The 17,618-nt window shown below is 40.0% G+C and carries 14 protein-coding genes; 10 read left to right on the forward strand and 4 right to left on the reverse strand.

Annotated elements, in window-relative coordinates; genetic code table 11:
* Nucleotides 1-4: 4 nt before the first annotated feature.
* On the reverse strand, nt 5-514 hold the full coding sequence (locus tag ACXAFV_RS14380) for an Hsp20/alpha crystallin family protein (RefSeq protein WP_475127444.1): 510 nt from the start codon (nt 512-514) through the stop codon (nt 5-7).
* Nucleotides 515-1,140: 626 nt separating this feature from the next.
* On the opposite strand from ACXAFV_RS14380, the gene ACXAFV_RS14385 reads away from it, so the two are divergent.
* Entirely contained in the window at nt 1,141-3,990 is a 2,850-nt protein-coding gene (locus ACXAFV_RS14385) for a 2-oxoglutarate dehydrogenase E1 component (RefSeq protein WP_475127446.1), read from the forward strand.
* A 19-nt stretch (nt 3,991-4,009) separates the two neighbouring features.
* Nucleotides 4,010-5,257 (forward strand): 2-oxoglutarate dehydrogenase complex dihydrolipoyllysine-residue succinyltransferase, encoded by a 1,248-nt coding sequence (odhB, locus tag ACXAFV_RS14390; protein ID WP_475127448.1) that lies wholly within the window; start codon nt 4,010-4,012, stop codon nt 5,255-5,257.
* 405 nt (nt 5,258-5,662) lie between these two features.
* Here the strand turns inward: odhB and sda are convergent, their stop codons facing one another.
* The gene (gene sda / locus ACXAFV_RS14395) at nt 5,663-5,797 is read right to left on the reverse strand and encodes a sporulation histidine kinase inhibitor Sda (RefSeq protein WP_172251557.1); all 135 of its coding nucleotides are present in this window, start codon (nt 5,795-5,797) and stop codon (nt 5,663-5,665) included.
* 333 nt (nt 5,798-6,130) lie between these two features.
* Between sda and ACXAFV_RS14400 the strand changes: the two genes are divergently transcribed.
* The 3 genes from ACXAFV_RS14400 to ACXAFV_RS14410 all read left to right on the forward strand — a co-directional run bounded on the left by ACXAFV_RS14400 (nt 6,131) and on the right by ACXAFV_RS14410 (nt 9,613).
* Nucleotides 6,131-7,765, forward strand: a complete 1,635-nt coding sequence (locus ACXAFV_RS14400) for an AMP-binding protein (protein ID WP_475127926.1) — start codon at nt 6,131-6,133, stop codon at nt 7,763-7,765.
* A gap of 175 nt (nt 7,766-7,940) precedes the next feature.
* Nucleotides 7,941-8,825 (forward strand): gamma-glutamylcyclotransferase family protein, encoded by an 885-nt coding sequence (locus ACXAFV_RS14405; protein WP_475127450.1) that lies wholly within the window; start codon nt 7,941-7,943, stop codon nt 8,823-8,825.
* 161 nt (nt 8,826-8,986) lie between these two features.
* On the forward strand, nt 8,987-9,613 hold the full coding sequence (locus ACXAFV_RS14410) for a DedA family protein (RefSeq protein ID WP_475127452.1): 627 nt from the start codon (nt 8,987-8,989) through the stop codon (nt 9,611-9,613).
* Nucleotides 9,614-9,645: 32 nt separating this feature from the next.
* Here the strand turns inward: ACXAFV_RS14410 and ACXAFV_RS14415 are convergent, their stop codons facing one another.
* A complete protein-coding gene (locus ACXAFV_RS14415) occupies nt 9,646-9,984 on the reverse strand; it encodes a hypothetical protein (RefSeq protein WP_475127453.1) in 339 nt (112 codons plus the stop codon).
* A gap of 191 nt (nt 9,985-10,175) precedes the next feature.
* On the opposite strand from ACXAFV_RS14415, the gene ACXAFV_RS14420 reads away from it, so the two are divergent.
* From ACXAFV_RS14420 to ACXAFV_RS14440, 5 genes are all read left to right on the forward strand, one after another.
* Nucleotides 10,176-10,382 (forward strand): DUF6501 family protein, encoded by a 207-nt coding sequence (locus ACXAFV_RS14420; RefSeq protein ID WP_475127455.1) that lies wholly within the window; start codon nt 10,176-10,178, stop codon nt 10,380-10,382.
* 73 nt (nt 10,383-10,455) lie between these two features.
* Entirely contained in the window at nt 10,456-11,367 is a 912-nt protein-coding gene (locus tag ACXAFV_RS14425) for a GNAT family N-acetyltransferase (RefSeq protein WP_475127457.1), read from the forward strand.
* A gap of 520 nt (nt 11,368-11,887) precedes the next feature.
* Nucleotides 11,888-12,769 carry an ATP-binding protein gene (locus ACXAFV_RS14430; protein WP_475127459.1) on the forward strand — a complete coding sequence of 294 codons (882 nt, stop codon included), beginning with the start codon at nt 11,888-11,890 and terminating at the stop codon, nt 12,767-12,769.
* Nucleotides 12,770-12,779: 10 nt separating this feature from the next.
* Entirely contained in the window at nt 12,780-14,702 is a 1,923-nt protein-coding gene (locus ACXAFV_RS14435) for a cobaltochelatase CobT-related protein (RefSeq protein WP_475127460.1), read from the forward strand.
* 173 nt (nt 14,703-14,875) lie between these two features.
* Nucleotides 14,876-16,450 carry a cation:proton antiporter domain-containing protein gene (locus tag ACXAFV_RS14440; RefSeq protein WP_475127462.1) on the forward strand — a complete coding sequence of 525 codons (1,575 nt, stop codon included), beginning with the start codon at nt 14,876-14,878 and terminating at the stop codon, nt 16,448-16,450.
* A gap of 23 nt (nt 16,451-16,473) precedes the next feature.
* Here the strand turns inward: ACXAFV_RS14440 and ACXAFV_RS14445 are convergent, their stop codons facing one another.
* A complete protein-coding gene (locus tag ACXAFV_RS14445; protein WP_475127463.1) occupies nt 16,474-17,607 on the reverse strand; it encodes a toxic anion resistance protein in 1,134 nt (377 codons plus the stop codon).
* Nucleotides 17,608-17,618 lie beyond the last annotated feature (11 nt).

The raw sequence follows: 17,618 nt of genomic DNA on the forward strand, positions 1-17,618 counted from the left end.
CGTCTCAATATTTTTCTGAGACGTCTATTTCTGTGTATTGCATATCAATGCTTTTTGGAATCTTTAACTCAAGGATGCCATCCTTGAATTGTGCAATCGCTCCTTTTCTCTTTACCAATGAAGGCAGCGTGAGTACTTGCCTGTCACCGTGTTCCGGGATGTTTTCTATGATCGCTTGATTTGATGTGTGAAAAATCTTCATTTGTTTCATCCACTCTTCATCAGGGATTTTCAATCGGATATAAACATCTTCAAACGTCTCGAATATATTGACAGGAATTGAATTGGCAGGCGGAGAAGGTTTTGAATCCTGATGATTTGGTTCGTTACTCATCGGATGTATAAAAGGCTGATGTCCTTTCATTGATTCAGTAGGGTTCATCATATTACTCCATCCGCCGGGAAACATTTTTTTCATCATATCCTGTACATATGAATCAATTTCTTTTGGATTCATCTGATTCATTTGTTCCTTCATATCTTTACTGAATGGAAAAAGGCTCCAAGGGAACATAAGCATCACCTTTCTTAAACACACTCTAAGCGAACCGCAGGATAACCGGATTCTATAGGATGTAATATTCTATGCAAAAATGGGCGAAGAGTTCAAATACATCGGAGGTTAATCTTTTAATCATATGTTGCGGAATCAGGGAGCGGTGTTTAACAGGGTCAATTTTAAGGGAATGAGAGTTATATCTTCGCTAGATGAAACACTTCTAATCTGCAATTCTTACAAATAATAAAAATTAGCGAAAATGATAAAAAGTATTTGGTTTTTTTTAGTAAGAGTAGTAAGATGGTTTATGAAAAAAAGTTACCTTATCAGGCATTCATAAGAGGGTGAATAAGAAAGCGCTTAATATAAAGTTATTTCAGAATAGTCGATTTTACATGAAATTTTTCACAATTTATTATGGGAATATAAGTTAAAAGGATAGCAAGCAGGGGAGAAAGCAAAATTTTAAGAAATTTGTCATTAAGACTTTATCTTAATACTGCACAGTGATAAAATATCCTTGTAAGCGTTTTAATGCTTTGTTAATTATTATTCTTGCATAACAATTAATGACTGTTTATATGGAAGAATACCTGATACCCAAATTATACTAACTGGCAAATAGTTGGAGGTTTTTCACAATGAAAAAGCAATCGACAAACCAAAGCGAGCCATGGCATTCCTTTTATGGACCAAATCTGGGCTACGTAATGGAGGTTTATGAACAATTCCTTGAGGATCCAGCGGAAGTAGATCCTGAATTGAGGGAATTATTTGAACAATGGGGGCCTCCTACTGCTGAAGATGCCGCAGTGATGGCAAATGCGCAAAAAGCAGATACTTCTTTTACTTTACCTGCTCAGCCTACAGCGTTAAGTAAGATGGTAGCCGCTGTCAAGCTGGCAGATAATATTCGTACATATGGACATTTAGCGGCAGATATAAACCCGCTGAATGATCGGAATAAAGATACAAGAAGAATTGAATTGTCAGAATTTGATTTAACGGAAGAAGATTTGAAGAGTATTCCAGTGGATTTTTTATGTCCGGATGCTCCTTCACATATTCAAGACGGGCTTCAGGCTGTTAATCACTTGAAGGAAGTTTATACTAAAAAGCTGGCATTTGAATATGCCCACGTGCATGAATTGGAAGAGAAAAATTGGCTTAGAGAAAAAATTGAATCAGGCTCTTATTTTTCACCGCTGTCGAAGGACCAAAAAACTTCTCTGTTAAAACGTCTGGCGGAAGTCGACGGTTTTGAGAAGTATGTCCATCGTACATTTGTAGGTCAAAAACGTTTTTCAATAGAAGGCTTGGATACGATGGTGCCGCTATTGGATGAATTAATTCGCTATTCGGTTGAAGCCGGTGCCAAGACGGTTAATATCGGTATGGCTCACCGTGGTCGATTGAATGTTCTTGCACATGTAATCGGTAAACCTTACGAAATGATATTTGCCGAATTCCAGCATGCACCAAGCAAAGACCTGATTCCTTCAGAGGGATCCATCGGAATCACTTTCGGCTGGACCGGTGATGTGAAGTACCACCTGGGTGCGGACAGGGAAATTTCTCCGCAGTCATTGCCTACTGCACGAGCACGGGTTACTTTGGCAAATAACCCAAGTCACTTGGAGGTTGTAAGCCCGATTGTTGCAGGATATACCCGTGCAGCTCAGGAGAATCGTGAAGATAACGGTTACCCTGTACAATCATCTGAAACCTCCTATGCTGTGATGATTCATGGGGATGCTGCTTTCCCAGGTCAGGGAGTAGTGGCCGAAACGTTAAATATGAGTCGGTTAAGAGGCTATAATACCGGTGGTTCGATTCATTTAATCGCAAATAATATGATCGGATTCACAACCGAAAGCCGTGACTCTCGTTCAACTAAATATGCATCTGATACAGCCAAAGGCTTTGAAGTGCCTATCGTGCATGTGAATGCTGATGATCCTGAAGCATGCTTGGCTGCTGCTGTATTAGCCTATGAATATCGTAAAACGTTTGGTAAAGATTTTGTCATCGATTTGATCGGCTATCGCAGATTCGGTCATAACGAAATGGATGAGCCGATGGTGACGAATCCGCAAATGTATTCAATCATCCAGAACCATCCGAATGTCAAAAAACTTTACGCTGAAAAGCTGATTTCTGATGGCATTGTCACTCAGGAAGATGTCGATAAGATGGATACCGAAATTGAAGAAGTGCTGAAGGCTGCATTTGAAAAAGTGCCGGCAAAGGATGAAGACCCTGATACAGTTCTTGCACCTCCTGAAGACGTAGCAAATGGATTGCCTGCACTGGACACATCCGTTGAATACAAAAAGCTTCAGCACATAAATGAAGAGTTACTGCAATGGCCGGAAGGTTTCAATGTTTTCAAGAAGCTTGACAAAATCTTGAAGAGACGAAGTCAAGTATTTGAAGGTAAAGGGAAAATCGATTGGGCACATGCGGAAACACTTGCATTTGCATCCATATTAAAAGATGGAACTCCTATCCGTTTAACAGGTCAGGATTCTGAGCGAGGGACTTTTGCTCAGCGCCATCTGGTTCTGCATGATGAAAAGTCAGGTGAGGAATATATTCCACTGCATCATATCCAGGACAGCCATGCATCATTTGTAGTGCTTAATAGTCCATTAACAGAGACAGCAGTTGTCGGATACGAATATGGATACAATGTTTTCGCACCTGAAACTCTTGTCCTTTGGGAAGCCCAATTCGGTGATTTCTCCAATATGGCACAGGTAATGTTCGATCAGTTCATTTCTGCAGGCCGGGCTAAATGGGGTCAAAAATCAGGACTTGTCATGCTCCTCCCGCACGGTTATGAAGGTCAGGGGCCTGAACACTCGAGTGCACGTCTGGAAAGGTTCCTCCAATTAGGCGGAGAGTATAACTGGACAGTTGCAAACTGTTCGACTGCAGGTCAATATTTCCATATCCTGAGACGTCAAGCGGCAATCCTTCAGAAAGAAGAAGTACGCCCGCTCGTTATCATGACTCCTAAAAGCTTGTTAAGAAATCAATTTGCAGCTGTTACGGCTGAAGAGCTCGCTAATGGTGAATTCCACTCCGTTCTGGAACAAAAAGGATTGGGTGAAAATTATGAAGCGGTAGAGCGCATCGTGATAGGCAGCGGTAAGATCGGGATTGACTTGGAAGAAAAACTTCAGGGTATAGATGAAACAGATTGGCTTCATATTCTTCGTTTAGAAGAAATTTACCCATTCCCTAATAATGATTTAGCAGGCATCCTGGACAGATATCCAAATCTGAAAGAACTTGTATGGATTCAAGAAGAACCTAAGAATATGGGAGCTTGGACATTTGTTGAACCACGACTGCGTGACTTGGCACCAGACGGCGTTGAAGTTCAATATGTCGGCCGCCGCAGACGTTCAAGTCCTTCAGAAGGTGAACCGACTGTACACAAAAAAGAACAAGCACGTATTATTAATGAAGCGTTAACTCGATAAGAAAGAGGAGGACATCACAGTGGCAGAAATCAAAGTTCCAGAATTGGCAGAATCAATTACAGAAGGTACGATTGCTCAATGGTTGAAGCAACCGGGCGATTATGTAGAAAAAGGCGAATACATCGTAGAGCTTGAGACCGATAAAGTCAATGTTGAAGTGATCTCTGAAGAAGCAGGTACCATTCAAGAGCTTAAAGCAGACGAAGGTGATACTGTAGAAGTAGGACAGGTCATTGCCATTGTAGGAGCAGGCGGGGAAGCTCCGGCACCATCAGAACAAAAAGAGGAAGAGAAGGAAGCCTCTAAACAAGAGGAGAAAACGGAAGAAAAAACTCCTCAACAAGAAGCTCCTGCTGCCAAAGACGATAAGAAGAATCGTCCGATTGCATCACCAGCTGCAAGAAAGCTCGCTCGTGAAAAAGGAATCGATCTTTCACAAGTTCCTACCGATCCACTTGGCCGAGTGCGCAAACAGGATATTGAAGCCTATGAAAACAAACCTGCATCTGCCCCATCAAAACCTGCGCCGGAAGCAAAAAAAGCGCCAGCTAAGAAAGATGATGGGAAGCCGGTCGAACGTGAAAAGATGTCACGACGCAGACAAACGATTGCGAAACGCCTGGTGGAAGTACAGCAGACAGCTGCAATGTTGACCACTTTCAATGAAATTGATATGACAGCAGTAATGGAATTGCGTAAACGTAAAAAGGATAAATTCTTTGAAAGCCACGATGTTAGATTAGGATTTATGAGCTTCTTTACGAAAGCTGTAGTAGCTGCTCTTAAGAAATATCCTTACGTGAATGCTGAAATTGACGGAGATGAAATCGTCCTTAAGAAATATTATGACGTTGGTGTGGCTGTTTCCACTGAAGATGGTCTAGTAGTCCCTATCGTTAGAGACTGTGACCGCAAAAACTTTGCAGAAATCGAAGGGGAAATCATGGAGCTGGCAACGAAAGCAAGAAATAACAAGCTTGCTCTCTCAGACTTACAAGGTGGTTCCTTCACGATCACAAACGGCGGGGTATTTGGTTCTTTACTTTCTACACCTATCTTAAACGGACCACAGGTTGGTATTTTAGGAATGCACACCATCCAACTTCGTCCTGTAGCTATTGATAAGGAAACAATGGAAAACCGTCCGATGATGTATATCGCTCTTTCTTATGATCATAGAATCATTGATGGGAAAGAGGCTGTAGGCTTCCTTGCAATGGTTAAAAACCTATTGGAGAATCCTGAAGATTTACTTTTAGAGGGATAAGCCTCTTGTTTAAAAATATAGATGAATGTGTTGGCTGATACATGATCAATGTATCAGCTTTTTTTTACCAATTCCCACAGGTTGGCTCCTTTTTTCTTCACTCTTTTTCACCTTCTACATAAAATATAGTAATATGAAAACATGTTTCCTTAAGGAAAGATTAGGACGAAAGGAGCTTATGAGCATGAACCCTCGCAATGCCAAAAAAATCATTTATTATACTTATTTATTTCATAAAATCGGTCTTTTGAATAGTAAACAAAAACAGCAAATAGAGGATTACTATATCCAGAAACACAGTAATTTGGAATGAGCACAAAAAAGACAGACTCTATGATCGAGTCTGTCAGACGTTATTCTCAGGGGGTGAGAATGAGTCATTTCATTTTATCTATATTCCCAGTGTCATGATTTCCTAAAAGGTTTTAATCCACGATTGCGGATTTCTTTTCTTAATAATTGAATCCAGTCTTGATCATTCCCTTGTTTCTCAGCATCACGATAAGCTGCCACCAACTGTTCATTACTTAAGATTTTCATGACCAACCTCCTAGGAATGTTTAAAATATAGAATTTTCTATATTTTCTATATATTCTACATAGAAAAATTGATTTTGAAAAGTGTTTTTTGCTCAAATCCATCCAAAGTAGGATTTTAAGGATTTTTGTAGAAATTGGTTTAATCGATGGTTAATTTGTCTAAATATAATAGTTTAGGAAAATTCGTTACTTCAAGTGATAAATGATAAAGAAATCATTCTAACGATATTAGTTTGAAAATTTCAATTTTTGTGATAATATACACGCATAGAACTACATTTTGACTTTCACACAACGATATTAAAAACAAAGGGGGATATTCGTTTGACCGAAATTTTACAAACTACCATTGGAGATTTACTTGAAGAGAAAGCCCGTATCCAGCCAGACAATGAGGCTGTGGTTTATTCTGACAGAGGATTAAGGTGGACATATGAAGAGTTGAATCTAAAATGCAGGCAAGCTGCTAAAGGTTTTATGAAGCTTGGCATTGAAAAAGGGGATCACATCGCAATCTGGGCGTCCAATACACCTGAATGGATTTTAAGTCAGTTTTCAACAGGGAAGATGGGAGCAGTATTAGTAACGGTTAATACGAATTACCGCACAGCTGAGCTGGAATATTTATTAAGGCAGTCAGACAGTACAACCATCATCTTAATGGAAGAATACCGTGGAGCCTCTTATATTGATATGCTTTATGAAATCTGTCCTGAACTGACGTGTTCAGAACCTGGTAAGTTACATAGTACAAAGCTGCCGAATTTGAAAAATGTCATTGTGATGGGAAATGAAAAATATCCTGGGACATTTAACTGGGAAGAAATCATGGAACTTGGGAATGGAGTGGAGGATGAACTTCTAGACAACAGGATGAAGAATCTGTCACCGCATGAAGTCATAAATATGCAATATACCTCTGGAACGACCGGTTTTCCAAAAGGGGTGATGCTCACTCACTCAAATATAGTAAATAACGCTTATAATGTTGCAGGGTGTATGAGACTGACAAATGAAGATCGATTATGCATACCCGTACCATTCTTCCATTGCTTCGGGTGCGTGATGGGGACACTGGCCTGTGTGTCTGTTGGAGCTGTAATGGTACCTGTACAAGAATTTAATCCAGGACAAGTACTTCAGATTGTACAGGATGAAAAATGTACAGCATTGCATGGAGTGCCAACCATGTTTATCGGGGAATTGAATCTTCCCGATTTCGATGACTATGACCTGAGCAGTCTGCGGACAGGCATAATGGCAGGCAGTAATTGCCCGATTGAAGTAATGAAGGATGTAATGAACAAAATGGGGGCTGAAGAAATCACCATCGCATATGGTCAGACGGAATCTTCACCGGTTATCACGCAAACCCGCACTCATGACCCCATCGAATTAAAGGTTGAGACAGTCGGCAGAGGACTTCCTAATGTAGAGGTGAAAATTGTAGAGCCCGGGACCGACCAGGAAGTTCCCAATGGGACACAAGGAGAGCTTTGCACCAGGGGCTACCATGTGATGAAAGGGTATTACAAGAACGAAGAAGCTACCAATGCTGCCATTGATGACGAAAATTGGCTGCATACAGGTGACTTGGCTGTGATGGATGAGCATGGATACTGCAGGATTACTGGAAGATTAAAAGACATGATCATTAGAGGCGGTGAAAATATTTATCCACGAGAAATTGAAGAGTTTTTGTATTCTCACCCTAAAATACTCGATGTTCAGGTGATTGGAATTCCTGACGAAACCTTCGGTGAAGAAGTGATGGCGTGGGTCATCCTGAAGGAGGGCCAGTCGGCAACATGTGATGAGATCAAAGAATACTGCAGAGGAAAAATTTCTAGACATAAGGTTCCGAGATACATTGAATTTACGGATTCTTATCCGATGACAGCGTCAGGAAAAATTCAAAAGTTCAGGTTAAAAGAACAAGCTCAAAAAGCGATTTCTCCAAAAAGTTAAAGCAAATTGTAAGCGCATTCTAAAAAGCCAATCATCTTTCATCCGGATTGGCTTTTTTTATTTGTTCTTTTCTGATTAATCCAAAACCTAAATAATCTTAAGCGCATTTACCTGAAAAATCAAAAAGATTTTGTTAAAATACATTTAATATCACATTCGTAAGAGGAGAGATAGCGTGAACGTATTTGTTTATGGAACATTAAGAAGACATGAAGAGAATCATTCCCTTCTAAAAGACGCTCAATTACTGTATGAACAAGCGTGGACAGAAGGAACTCTCTATGATACTGAAAGAGGTTACCCTGCCCTTAAAGAAGGTGAAGGTACAGCATATGGCGAAGTATATAAAATAAATGATTCCCTTCTTGCCAAACTCGATGAAATAGAGGACTACATCGAAGGCAGGGAAGAGAATCTATATAATCGACAACTTTGTAAAATAAATACTGATCGAGGGCCGATCGAAGCTTTCGTTTACTATGGGTTAGAGGAAAAAATGTTTCAACATGAAATTTCCTCCGGTGATTGGAAAGTCCATCACTTCATTAATGATAATCCTCAACGGATTTTATATTTTGCTTATGGTTCCTGTATGGACGATGCACGATTCAAACTGGCGAAGGTAGATCATCACTTTCAAGACTGTCTGGGGGCAGGATCTTTGAAGGGGTATTCCATGAGATACCTATTTAAAGTAGATGATGGCGGCCGTGGGGATATCATTGAAGATGGAGGCACGATGGAAGGCGTCGTTTATGATGTACCCCGAGAAGCGGTTGAATATCTGTTTACAAGAGAAGGAGTTGCCCCTGGCTGGTACAGGGCGGCTTTTGTAGATGTTGCAATCGGTGGGGAAATGTATAAAGATGTACTTACTTTCATTGTGAAAACTAAGTTCGACGAAGTACTTCCCCCCGAACATTACGCTCGGGAAATCTTAAGAGGGAGCCTTCCTCATGTCAGTGCAGCATATCATTCGAAATTACAGCAACAGCTTATTGACCTTGGAATGGTTGAAGAACAAGTGAAAAGTCTATTAAAAGACCCCAAGTCTTCATAATATATATCATTACACATAAATAAATGAGTTGAACAACCAGAAAAGCATCGTTTATTTAACCATATTCTATCAAGAATTACTATGCTTGTTTCCTTCAATGGTAAATGAGCCTGATAAGAACGTTTATTGAACGAGTCTTTTTTAAGGAAACGGGGTGCTTTATGGATACCTTACTTTACCTTGTCGACCAATATGGCTATATAGCTATGTTCCTTTTCAGCTGGATCGTATTTTTAGGCTTGCCTGTTCCTAATGAAATAGCAGCTGCGTTTGCAGGGTATCTTTCTGAATGGAGGCATTTCAACCCATACACCTCGTTTCTATTCATGTACAGCGGATTAATAAGCTATGGTATGTTCGGATTTCTTATAGGGAAGCAATATGGAACCAGGCTGCTGCTTCGTTTTTTTAAAGGAAGTAAGACACAAGGGCTAATAAAGAAATGTGAGACTTGGATTGATAAATATGGATTATTCGCTATTTCCATTAGCTACTTCATCCCCGGCGTCCGTCTTGTGATGCCGTATATTGCCGGTACTGGAAAGGGCATCACATTGTTGAGGTTTTTGTTGTATGCAGCGCCTTCTGCATGCATATGGGCACTGGTTTATTTTCAAATAGGAAGATACTTTCCTGTCAGTTTTCAGTCAATGGTGGAAGAAGTCAGTTTGAAAGCAGGAATGACAGCTGGTTTTATCGTTTCGGTAATACTCCTTTACTTCATCTTCATATTTTTAAAAAAGAAGCATCCTTCTTTAACCAAAAAAAAGGTAAGATACAGAAAATAAATAACCGATTTAACGTTAATCGTTAAATCGGTTTAACTATGTGGTGAGGATTCATCTTTAATGATCGTGTAAAAATGATCGAATACTCCAATTGCTTTGATGGTGGTACGGTCGCCGTTTTGGTCTTCGTATATTTTTCCCACAGTATTAAATAACAAATATTCACTCTTTATATTTGAACCGGTCTCGATTAGGGTATATACAGAGTTTTCATCTGCTTTTTTTGTACAGGATACCTTCTCTTTACAGTCTATCTGATATTCTTCCTTCAGCCATGTATAAAATTGTTCTTCCGACGGCCGGTGAGTAGTCATATAATAGGCAAGGAAAAGTAGAGAAATAAAGAGAATCTGGAAGATCGCTTTTTTCATTGATTATCGCCTTTCGAATTATATTCTCCTATAATATACCATATGCTGTGAGAGAATGACAGGGGTATTAAGAGAAGAGAATAATGTGCAAAGTCGTTTATAGATTCAATGGAATTCAGTGAAGTTTGCAGTTGAACAAAAGACTGGGGAAGAATATACTAAATACATACAATCGTTCTAGGAGGATTTAGATGATACATCATACTTGGACAGAAAATAACGCAGTGAAGCTAGTTAAATGTGTACATACCGATGCAAAAAAATACACGGTGGAAAATGTTCTTGAAATCGGCAAAGAATACGAAGTGAAAAATGAATCTGAAGACTATTACTTTGTTATTGATGAAAGCGGCAAAATGGGAGGCTTCTATAAAGAATACTTCGAAGAAATAAAATAAGGTTTTCATGAAGCTGATTTCTTCTTTTAGGTTGAAATCAGCTTTTTTTAATTCGTGATAAAGGGGGAAGTTTATGGAGCGTCATTCATTTACCATAAAAACAGCAATGCTGGAAGACCTGCCTTCCATATCAGGGTTATTTAAGGAGTACGAAACAAAGGTATATGGAGAAAGTCAAACCAGCGAAATGGAAATTCGTGAAATAGTAACGTCGATAAAAGAAAAGGATCGTAAAGGGTTGTGGGAAAATGGGGAACTGAAAGGTTTTTCTATTCTGACAGAGAAAGATCATCGCCTGCCTTCTCTCTTATTAACTTCCCCTGATGATACTATGTGTCTATATATGAATGAATTGCTGGATGAGCTTTTCCAATCAGCTGTTAGGAAAAAGGACAACGTCAAGGATGAAAAGGTGATTGTCTTATCAGCAAATCTTGATATAGAAAGAGAGACCCTTGAAGAATATGGTTTCCACCCTGTTCGCCATTGGTTTCAAATGAAATTGGATCTGAATGAGTACAAGGCTGGTATGCGTGTGACCGATTCAAATGCCGCAATATCAACCTTCCGTATAAAAGATACAGAACGGTTGCATGAATCATTTGAGGAAGTGTTCTCTGATCATTTTGATTACCACCCAACGAGTCTTGAAGAGTTTAAAAAGAGATTTGAGCGTGAGTCATTCGATCCGGATCTCTGGTTCTTATTGAAGAAAGAAAATAATTTGATTGGCTTTATTTTGTGCACTGTCAATGATGAAACGAAAATAGGAGAAATCACTCATTTAGGTGTGCAGAAGAATTGGAGAAGAAGAGGATTTGCTAAAGTTCTGCTGCATCATGCATTCGAAGCGATGAAACAAAAGGGGATGACATCTGCGGCTCTTTCAGTAGACAGTGACTCTCTGACTGATGCGACTGTCGTATATCAAAAAGCAGGGATGTATGTCCACAGAAGTTTCACCCGCTGTGATTTAACCGTATAAGATCTTCTGAAGAGGCTGGGACAAAAGTGTTTTAACCTAAGTAAAACTCGAGCTAATTTGTGTAATAAGAGCCAAATTAGTTCGGGTTTTTAATTTGATCAAATAGAGATTTAGATTTAGCGCTCACCAGCGGTTGATTGGAGTGCAAGACGAAGACTCCTATCAGAAAAGCGGAGGGGCTTTGCCCAGAAGAGTGTGGCATAAGACGAATTGTCCTAGAAGGCGTTCTTTGCCTTCTTGGTCGGTTTGGCTTATGACATGTGCCTCTAAGCCCTGCAGCTAGCCATGTAAGACCCCGCAGGCTAAGCCAAGGAGGCTCACGGGCTACCCGCGGAAAGCGAAGTCTTGCACGGAAATCATTAGCGATATTAAGAGCCTATACATAAATTGTTCGTCTTTATGTGGTGTTCTTTTAGTTTTGTCCCAGCCTCTTTTTTTATTTCAAACTCCTTTTTTTGCAGTGAAAGCGCTCTTACATGTATGATGTGTCTAGTACGATGAATTTGAAAGGATGTCATGGATGAATTACGAAACAGCTCTACCGGAAACGGTTATTGATATAATCAACCAAAGAAAAGAATTATTTAATACATCACAGTATGGATACCTAATTGGGGAGGGAGGATACTCGTCAAGTGATCATCACATCATTGAAGACAGCATCATCTCTTTATCAATGGGGAAAAACGTTCTGTTGAAGGGTCCGACGGGATCAGGTAAAACAAAACTTTCAGAAACCTTGTCTTCCATCTTCACACAGCCGATGCACAGTATAAACTGCTCCGTCGATCTGGATGCAGAAGCTTTACTTGGTTATAAGACGATCACGGATAAAAACGGCAAAAATTCGATTGAATTCATTGAAGGTCCCGTAATCCAGGCAATGAAGAAAGGGCACCTTTTATATATCGATGAAATCAATATGGCGAAGCCTGAAACTTTGCCGATCCTAAATGGTGTACTGGATTACCGCAGAAGCATCACGAATCCTTTCACAGGGGAAGTGATCAAAGCTGCACCTACTTTTGGTGTAATTGCGGCCATCAATGAAGGATATGTAGGTACTGTTCCATTGAATGAAGCGCTAAAAAACAGATTTGTCGTTGTCGATGTCCCTTATATTGAAGGTGAAGTATTGACTTCAGTCATTAAAAGTCAAAGCCAGTTGAATGATGAGAAACTAATTAACAAATTCGTTGCCCTTTCTTCCGATTTGTTGATTCAGGTAAAAAACGGCCAGGTCTCAGAGGAAGCTGCATCGATCCGGGCTCTACTGGACGCTTGCGACCTTGCAGTATTCTTACCCGCTAAACGTGCCATTCAACGTGGAATTATTGATAAATTGGAAGATGAGCGGGAGAAAGCGGCTATAAAAAATATTGCGGAAACCCTATTTGAATGAGGGATCGATAATGGAAAGGTTTATACAATTCAACGATGAAACCATTGATTCATTTCTATTCATGGAAATGGCGGATTTAGCAAAGACCCTGTCCAAAAATGGTGAGATGGAATTGAAATATGGTCCTTTTTCTTATATTGATTATAAACAGCAAACAGTTTATGTCAGCCATTTTTGGGATCATAGGAACAGGGTGGATGAGCTAAACGGATTGAAAAGTGATATTTACCTCAGGACTGTCGGAAACCTCTCGGAAACGGACAATGAAGAAGTGTTTAACTATATTAACAAGGTCAAACATACTTCCATCCCGAAATTTTCAAAACAATTATTTGTAATGGGCGAAGACTTGCGTCTGGAAGAGATTTGCAAAGCAAAACGCCCGGGAACCAGGCAGGCATTTTCAACAAGAAGAGATTTATATCGTCAGTATTTCAAAGCTCAACTAAAAGTCAATTTAACGAAAAGCGTATTTACTGATTCCTTGTTTAATGCATTATTTCTTATGTTGAATGCCCAGTCACCACTTGAAGAGCCTCCATCCATTAACGAAGAAATCGACTTGGCCATACCGTACCTTCAATCCCGGCTCACCCGCTTCTATGAAACGGATTCAACTGCCGAGGTTGTAAGGATCTGTTTGGAGATCATTGAGGTGGTCGATGAAATCGTAAAGAAAGATATGCTGAATGAATATTTTCATTTACCGGAAGATGCATATGAACAAGCAGATCCACCTGCTGAAACCTTTGAGGACCTTAAACGGAAGGACCCATTGGCTAATCAGGATGTTCTGGAGGAAGAGAGTACCGGGGATGAAGACGTGATGGATGAAGAATTCCGTACATGGCATAGGGAAACGGAGGATAAAGGTGAATCCTTTTTACAATTCGACTTGGATCAAGGATCACAATCGGACTTAATGGGTGAAGGAGTCCGGGAAGGGGACGATGGAGATCAGGCCATGGCAATGGTCCAGGGATCCGCTCAGGAAACTGACATGGAACATTATGAAAATGTGAAAGCAGCGGAGAAAGAGCATGAAGAACTGAAAGGAGGGGGGGAAAGTAAATACGGAAAAGATAATCGATTCGCAGTTCCTTATTTTCTTTCACCTTCGATTCCGAGCTTTGAAGAGCAGCAGCTATATCGCACTTATAAAGCTGAAATCTCGCCTTTTCAGAAAAAACTTCAGAAGATGATTGAAAAAACGCTCGAGCATAAAAGGATTCAACCAAGGTCAGACCTGCATTTTGGTAGATTAAACAACAAACTGCTGCGGTTTATCACTGATGATAATCCGAGACTTTTTTACAAAAAACAAAATCCATCGACTGAAATTGATGCTGTCTTTTCTCTCTTGGTTGATTGCTCCGGATCGATGTTTGATAAAATGGATCAAACAAAATTGGGAATTACCTTATTCCATGAGTCCTTGAAATCTGTTCGGGTCCCTCATGAAGTAGTGGGTTTCTGGGAAGATACCAATCAGGCAACCAAGAGCAGCCAGCCTAATTACCTGAAACCCGTGCTGGATTATTCTGCTTCTCTGAAACCTTCTTCTGGAGCGGAGATTTTACAACTGGCACCAGAAGAAGATAACAGGGATGGATTTGCCATCCGTTTAATGACAGAGAGAATCTTGAGAAGAAATGAAAAACAAAAATTTCTCCTTGTCTTTTCAGACGGTGAACCTGCAGCGATGGATTATGATCAGAATGGAATCGTTGATACACATGAAGCAGTTTTGGATGCAAGAAAACAAGGTATCGAAGTCATCAATGTGTTCTTATCAAACGGACCAATCGATGAAGGCCAGCGAAATACGATCCAAAATATATATGGAAACTACAGTATTTTGGTCTCTGATATTGAAGAGCTTCCTGACGTATTATTTCCATTGCTTCGTAAACTTCTTTATAAAAGCATTTAAAATGAATAGACTTTAGGCGATTCACCAAATAGGTGTAATCGCCTATTTTTTCGTATAGAAAATAATTCTTTTCATAATATTGTATTAGTTGGAAAGTTTAAGGTTTAGGAAGCGTGAGATGGGTTATTAATGTAATCATAAGCAAAAGGCTGTTTCTTATTGGAGGTTGTATTGTGGAAGAAATAGATTTGCATCATATCTTTGAACTCGGACTTATATTGGTGATGATCGCAGCGGGGATAACTGCGATTGCTAAGAAATTCAAGCAGCCTTACCCCATTGCACTTGTCATAGTAGGAGCTTCAATAGGATTATTGAACATCCCTATCTTGGAACCCCTTAAGGAATTCATCACCGAGGGAGAAGTCTTTAATTTTGTCATCATCACTCTTTTTCTGCCCGCACTGTTAGGAGAGGCAGCTTTGAAACTCCCTTTTTCCCAATTGAATGCAAACAAGGAACCGGTATTGGCCCTTGCCTTCGGAGGAACGTTTCTTTCCTTTTTGATCATCGGGTTCTCTGCCTATTATTTCTTTGACTTTCCAATTCCTGCAGCATTTGTTTTTGGTGCGCTGATGAGCGCAACCGACCCTGTGAGTGTGCTGTCCATCTTCAAAAGTGTGGGAGTGAAGAAGAGGCTGGCAGTCGTGATCGAAGGTGAGAGTTTATTCAATGATGGGCTGGCGGTTGTCTTATTTAATATTTCCGCATTCTATTTATTAACATACATAGACGCTGGGTGGGCAGGCCTCGGCAGTGGTTTGTGGGAGTTCATTCGTGTTGTTTCACTGGGGGTGATTATTGGAGGATCATTGGGCTATGCCTTTTCCATCCTTACAAAGTATTTTGACGATTACCCTTTAGAGATCATATTTAGTATCATTTTATTTTATGGATCGTTCCTGCTCGCTGAAAGTGTCCATGCCTCAGGGGTTATTGCAGTAGTGATTGCAGCCCTCATTTTCGGAAATTATGGCGGGAAGATTGGTATGAGTCCTACCACAAAGCTGAACATCAACAGCTTTTGGGACGTAGCGGCTTTACTTGCTAATTCCCTTGTTTTTCTAATGGTCGGTCTTGAAATAACAAGGATTGATCTGATGGAAAAATGGCCGTTGATATTTGCAGCCATTCCGATCGTACTGATTGCAAGAAGTATTGCCGTTTATACCAGTCTATCGTTGATCAGTAATTTCCCTCATAAATGGAAGCATATATTGAATTGGGGAGGTTTAAAGGGGTCGCTTTCTGTTGCCCTTGTATTAAGTCTCCCGAGGGATTTTCCTGCCAGAGAGGATGTATTGATTCTGGGATTCAGTGTAGTACTCTTCAGCTTGGTGGTTCAAGGATTAACGATTAAGCCGCTAATTTCTTTAATGGGTGTTAAGGCAAAAGAAGGGGAGCACCAAGAATTCCAAGAACTGCTGTCCCAAGTCCATCGATATGAAACGGCAATTTCTGAAATCCATCGCGTCAAACAGAAGCTTTATATTACCGATTCAGTTTCAGACGAAATAATAGATATGTATAAGAAAAGAATCGATATGATAAAAGCCCAATTGAATGATCTTTATGAGGAAAATCCTGAGTTGAAAAATAATCAGATATCAACGATTAAGAAGCATGCATTATATGCTGAATACGACGCTATAATGAAGCTTGAAAAGGAAGAAATCATCTCAAGTAATCTCGCTGAAAAGCAATATGACGCAATTACTGATGCAATAGTAAACAATGAAGAAAAATGAAGAGGCACCGTTCAGGCGCCTCTTCATTTTTTTATCTCCATTAATTTTTGTTTTAATTCCTGTTCCATGACCACCATTTCCTGTTCGGCTTGCTGACGTTTTTGACGTCCTTCTGCTTGAATGGTCAAGGTTTCCTCGATGGTTGCTATTAAATTTTCCTGCGTTTTCTTAAGGGTTTCCACATCAATGATTCCACGCTCGTTTTCCCGGGCAGTCTCAATGCTGTTTGTTTTCAGCATTTCCGAGTTTTTCAATAAAAGGTCATTCGTTGTACGGGAAACCTGTTTTTGAGCCGTGACTGCTTTTTGCTGATTTAATAGGGTGAGTGCTATCGCTATCTGGTTTTTCCACAACGGTATCGCAGTAAGAATGGATGCTTGGATTTTTTCAGCGAGCGCCTGGTTGGTATTTTGAATCAAGCGGATTTGCGGAGCAGATTGTATGGTCATTTGTCTGCTCAATTTAAGGTCGTGAATCCGCTTGTCCAGGCGATCAAGAAACTGCATCGTATCATTTACCTCTTGAAATAGAAGTTCGTCACCTGATTCTTCCGCTTTTTTCCGTAAAGAAGGAAGGAGTGTGTGCTGGATTTCATCCCGTTTAATTTCCGCTGCAGCAATATAAACATTCAGAGCCTGAAAGTAATCCTTATTTTTTTCGTAAAGGGTTTCCAAAAGTCTATTGTCATCCAACAATGTTTTCTGGGAATGTTCCAGTCTTACAGAAATGCGGTCAATCTGAGAACCTATTTTTTGATATTTAGAAAGAACTTCCTGTATGGAAGAAGAGACTTTTCTGAATAGCTTTTTGAAAATCCCTTTTTGCTTTGAGTTTAATTCTTCAGGATTCATCTGTTCCAGTTTTTTCATAAGATCGCTTAATACGTCCCCAATTGGTCCGATGTCCCTTTTTTGAACATGTTCGAGCATCGAATGGGAAAAGCTCGATAATTGGTTTTGTGCGGCAGTACCGTATTTTAAAATGGCCTCATAATCTTTATAATCGATCTGCTCAGCTAGTTGTTTAGCCTTTTCCTGCTGTTCTTTCGGAAGGCGGTCCATTAAGGCGGGATTACTGGGAGGATTGGTATCCGCTTCATTTGAAAAAGGATTGGAAAGCAGATGATCTAACTCATTAAGCTCCTGACGTTGTTCCATGATAAAACCTC

The sequence above is a fragment of the Rossellomorea sp. ABR4_012 genome, assembly GCF_056159545.1.

Coding starts and splice junctions, on each gene's coding strand:
- ACXAFV_RS14380 (WP_475127444.1), bottom strand. CDS start 514: ATGTTCCCTTGGAGCCTTTTTCCATTCAGTAAAGATATGAAGGAACAA.
- ACXAFV_RS14385 (WP_475127446.1), top strand. CDS start 1,141: ATGAAAAAGCAATCGACAAACCAAAGCGAGCCATGGCATTCCTTTTAT.
- sda (WP_172251557.1), bottom strand. CDS start 5,797: ATGAAAATCTTAAGTAATGAACAGTTGGTGGCAGCTTATCGTGATGCT.
- ACXAFV_RS14410 (WP_475127452.1), top strand. CDS start 8,987: ATGGATACCTTACTTTACCTTGTCGACCAATATGGCTATATAGCTATG.
- ACXAFV_RS14415 (WP_475127453.1), bottom strand. CDS start 9,984: ATGAAAAAAGCGATCTTCCAGATTCTCTTTATTTCTCTACTTTTCCTT.
- ACXAFV_RS14420 (WP_475127455.1), top strand. CDS start 10,176: ATGATACATCATACTTGGACAGAAAATAACGCAGTGAAGCTAGTTAAA.
- ACXAFV_RS14425 (WP_475127457.1), top strand. CDS start 10,456: ATGGAGCGTCATTCATTTACCATAAAAACAGCAATGCTGGAAGACCTG.
- ACXAFV_RS14430 (WP_475127459.1), top strand. CDS start 11,888: ATGAATTACGAAACAGCTCTACCGGAAACGGTTATTGATATAATCAAC.
- ACXAFV_RS14435 (WP_475127460.1), top strand. CDS start 12,780: ATGGAAAGGTTTATACAATTCAACGATGAAACCATTGATTCATTTCTA.
- ACXAFV_RS14445 (WP_475127463.1), bottom strand. CDS start 17,607: ATGGAACAACGTCAGGAGCTTAATGAGTTAGATCATCTGCTTTCCAAT.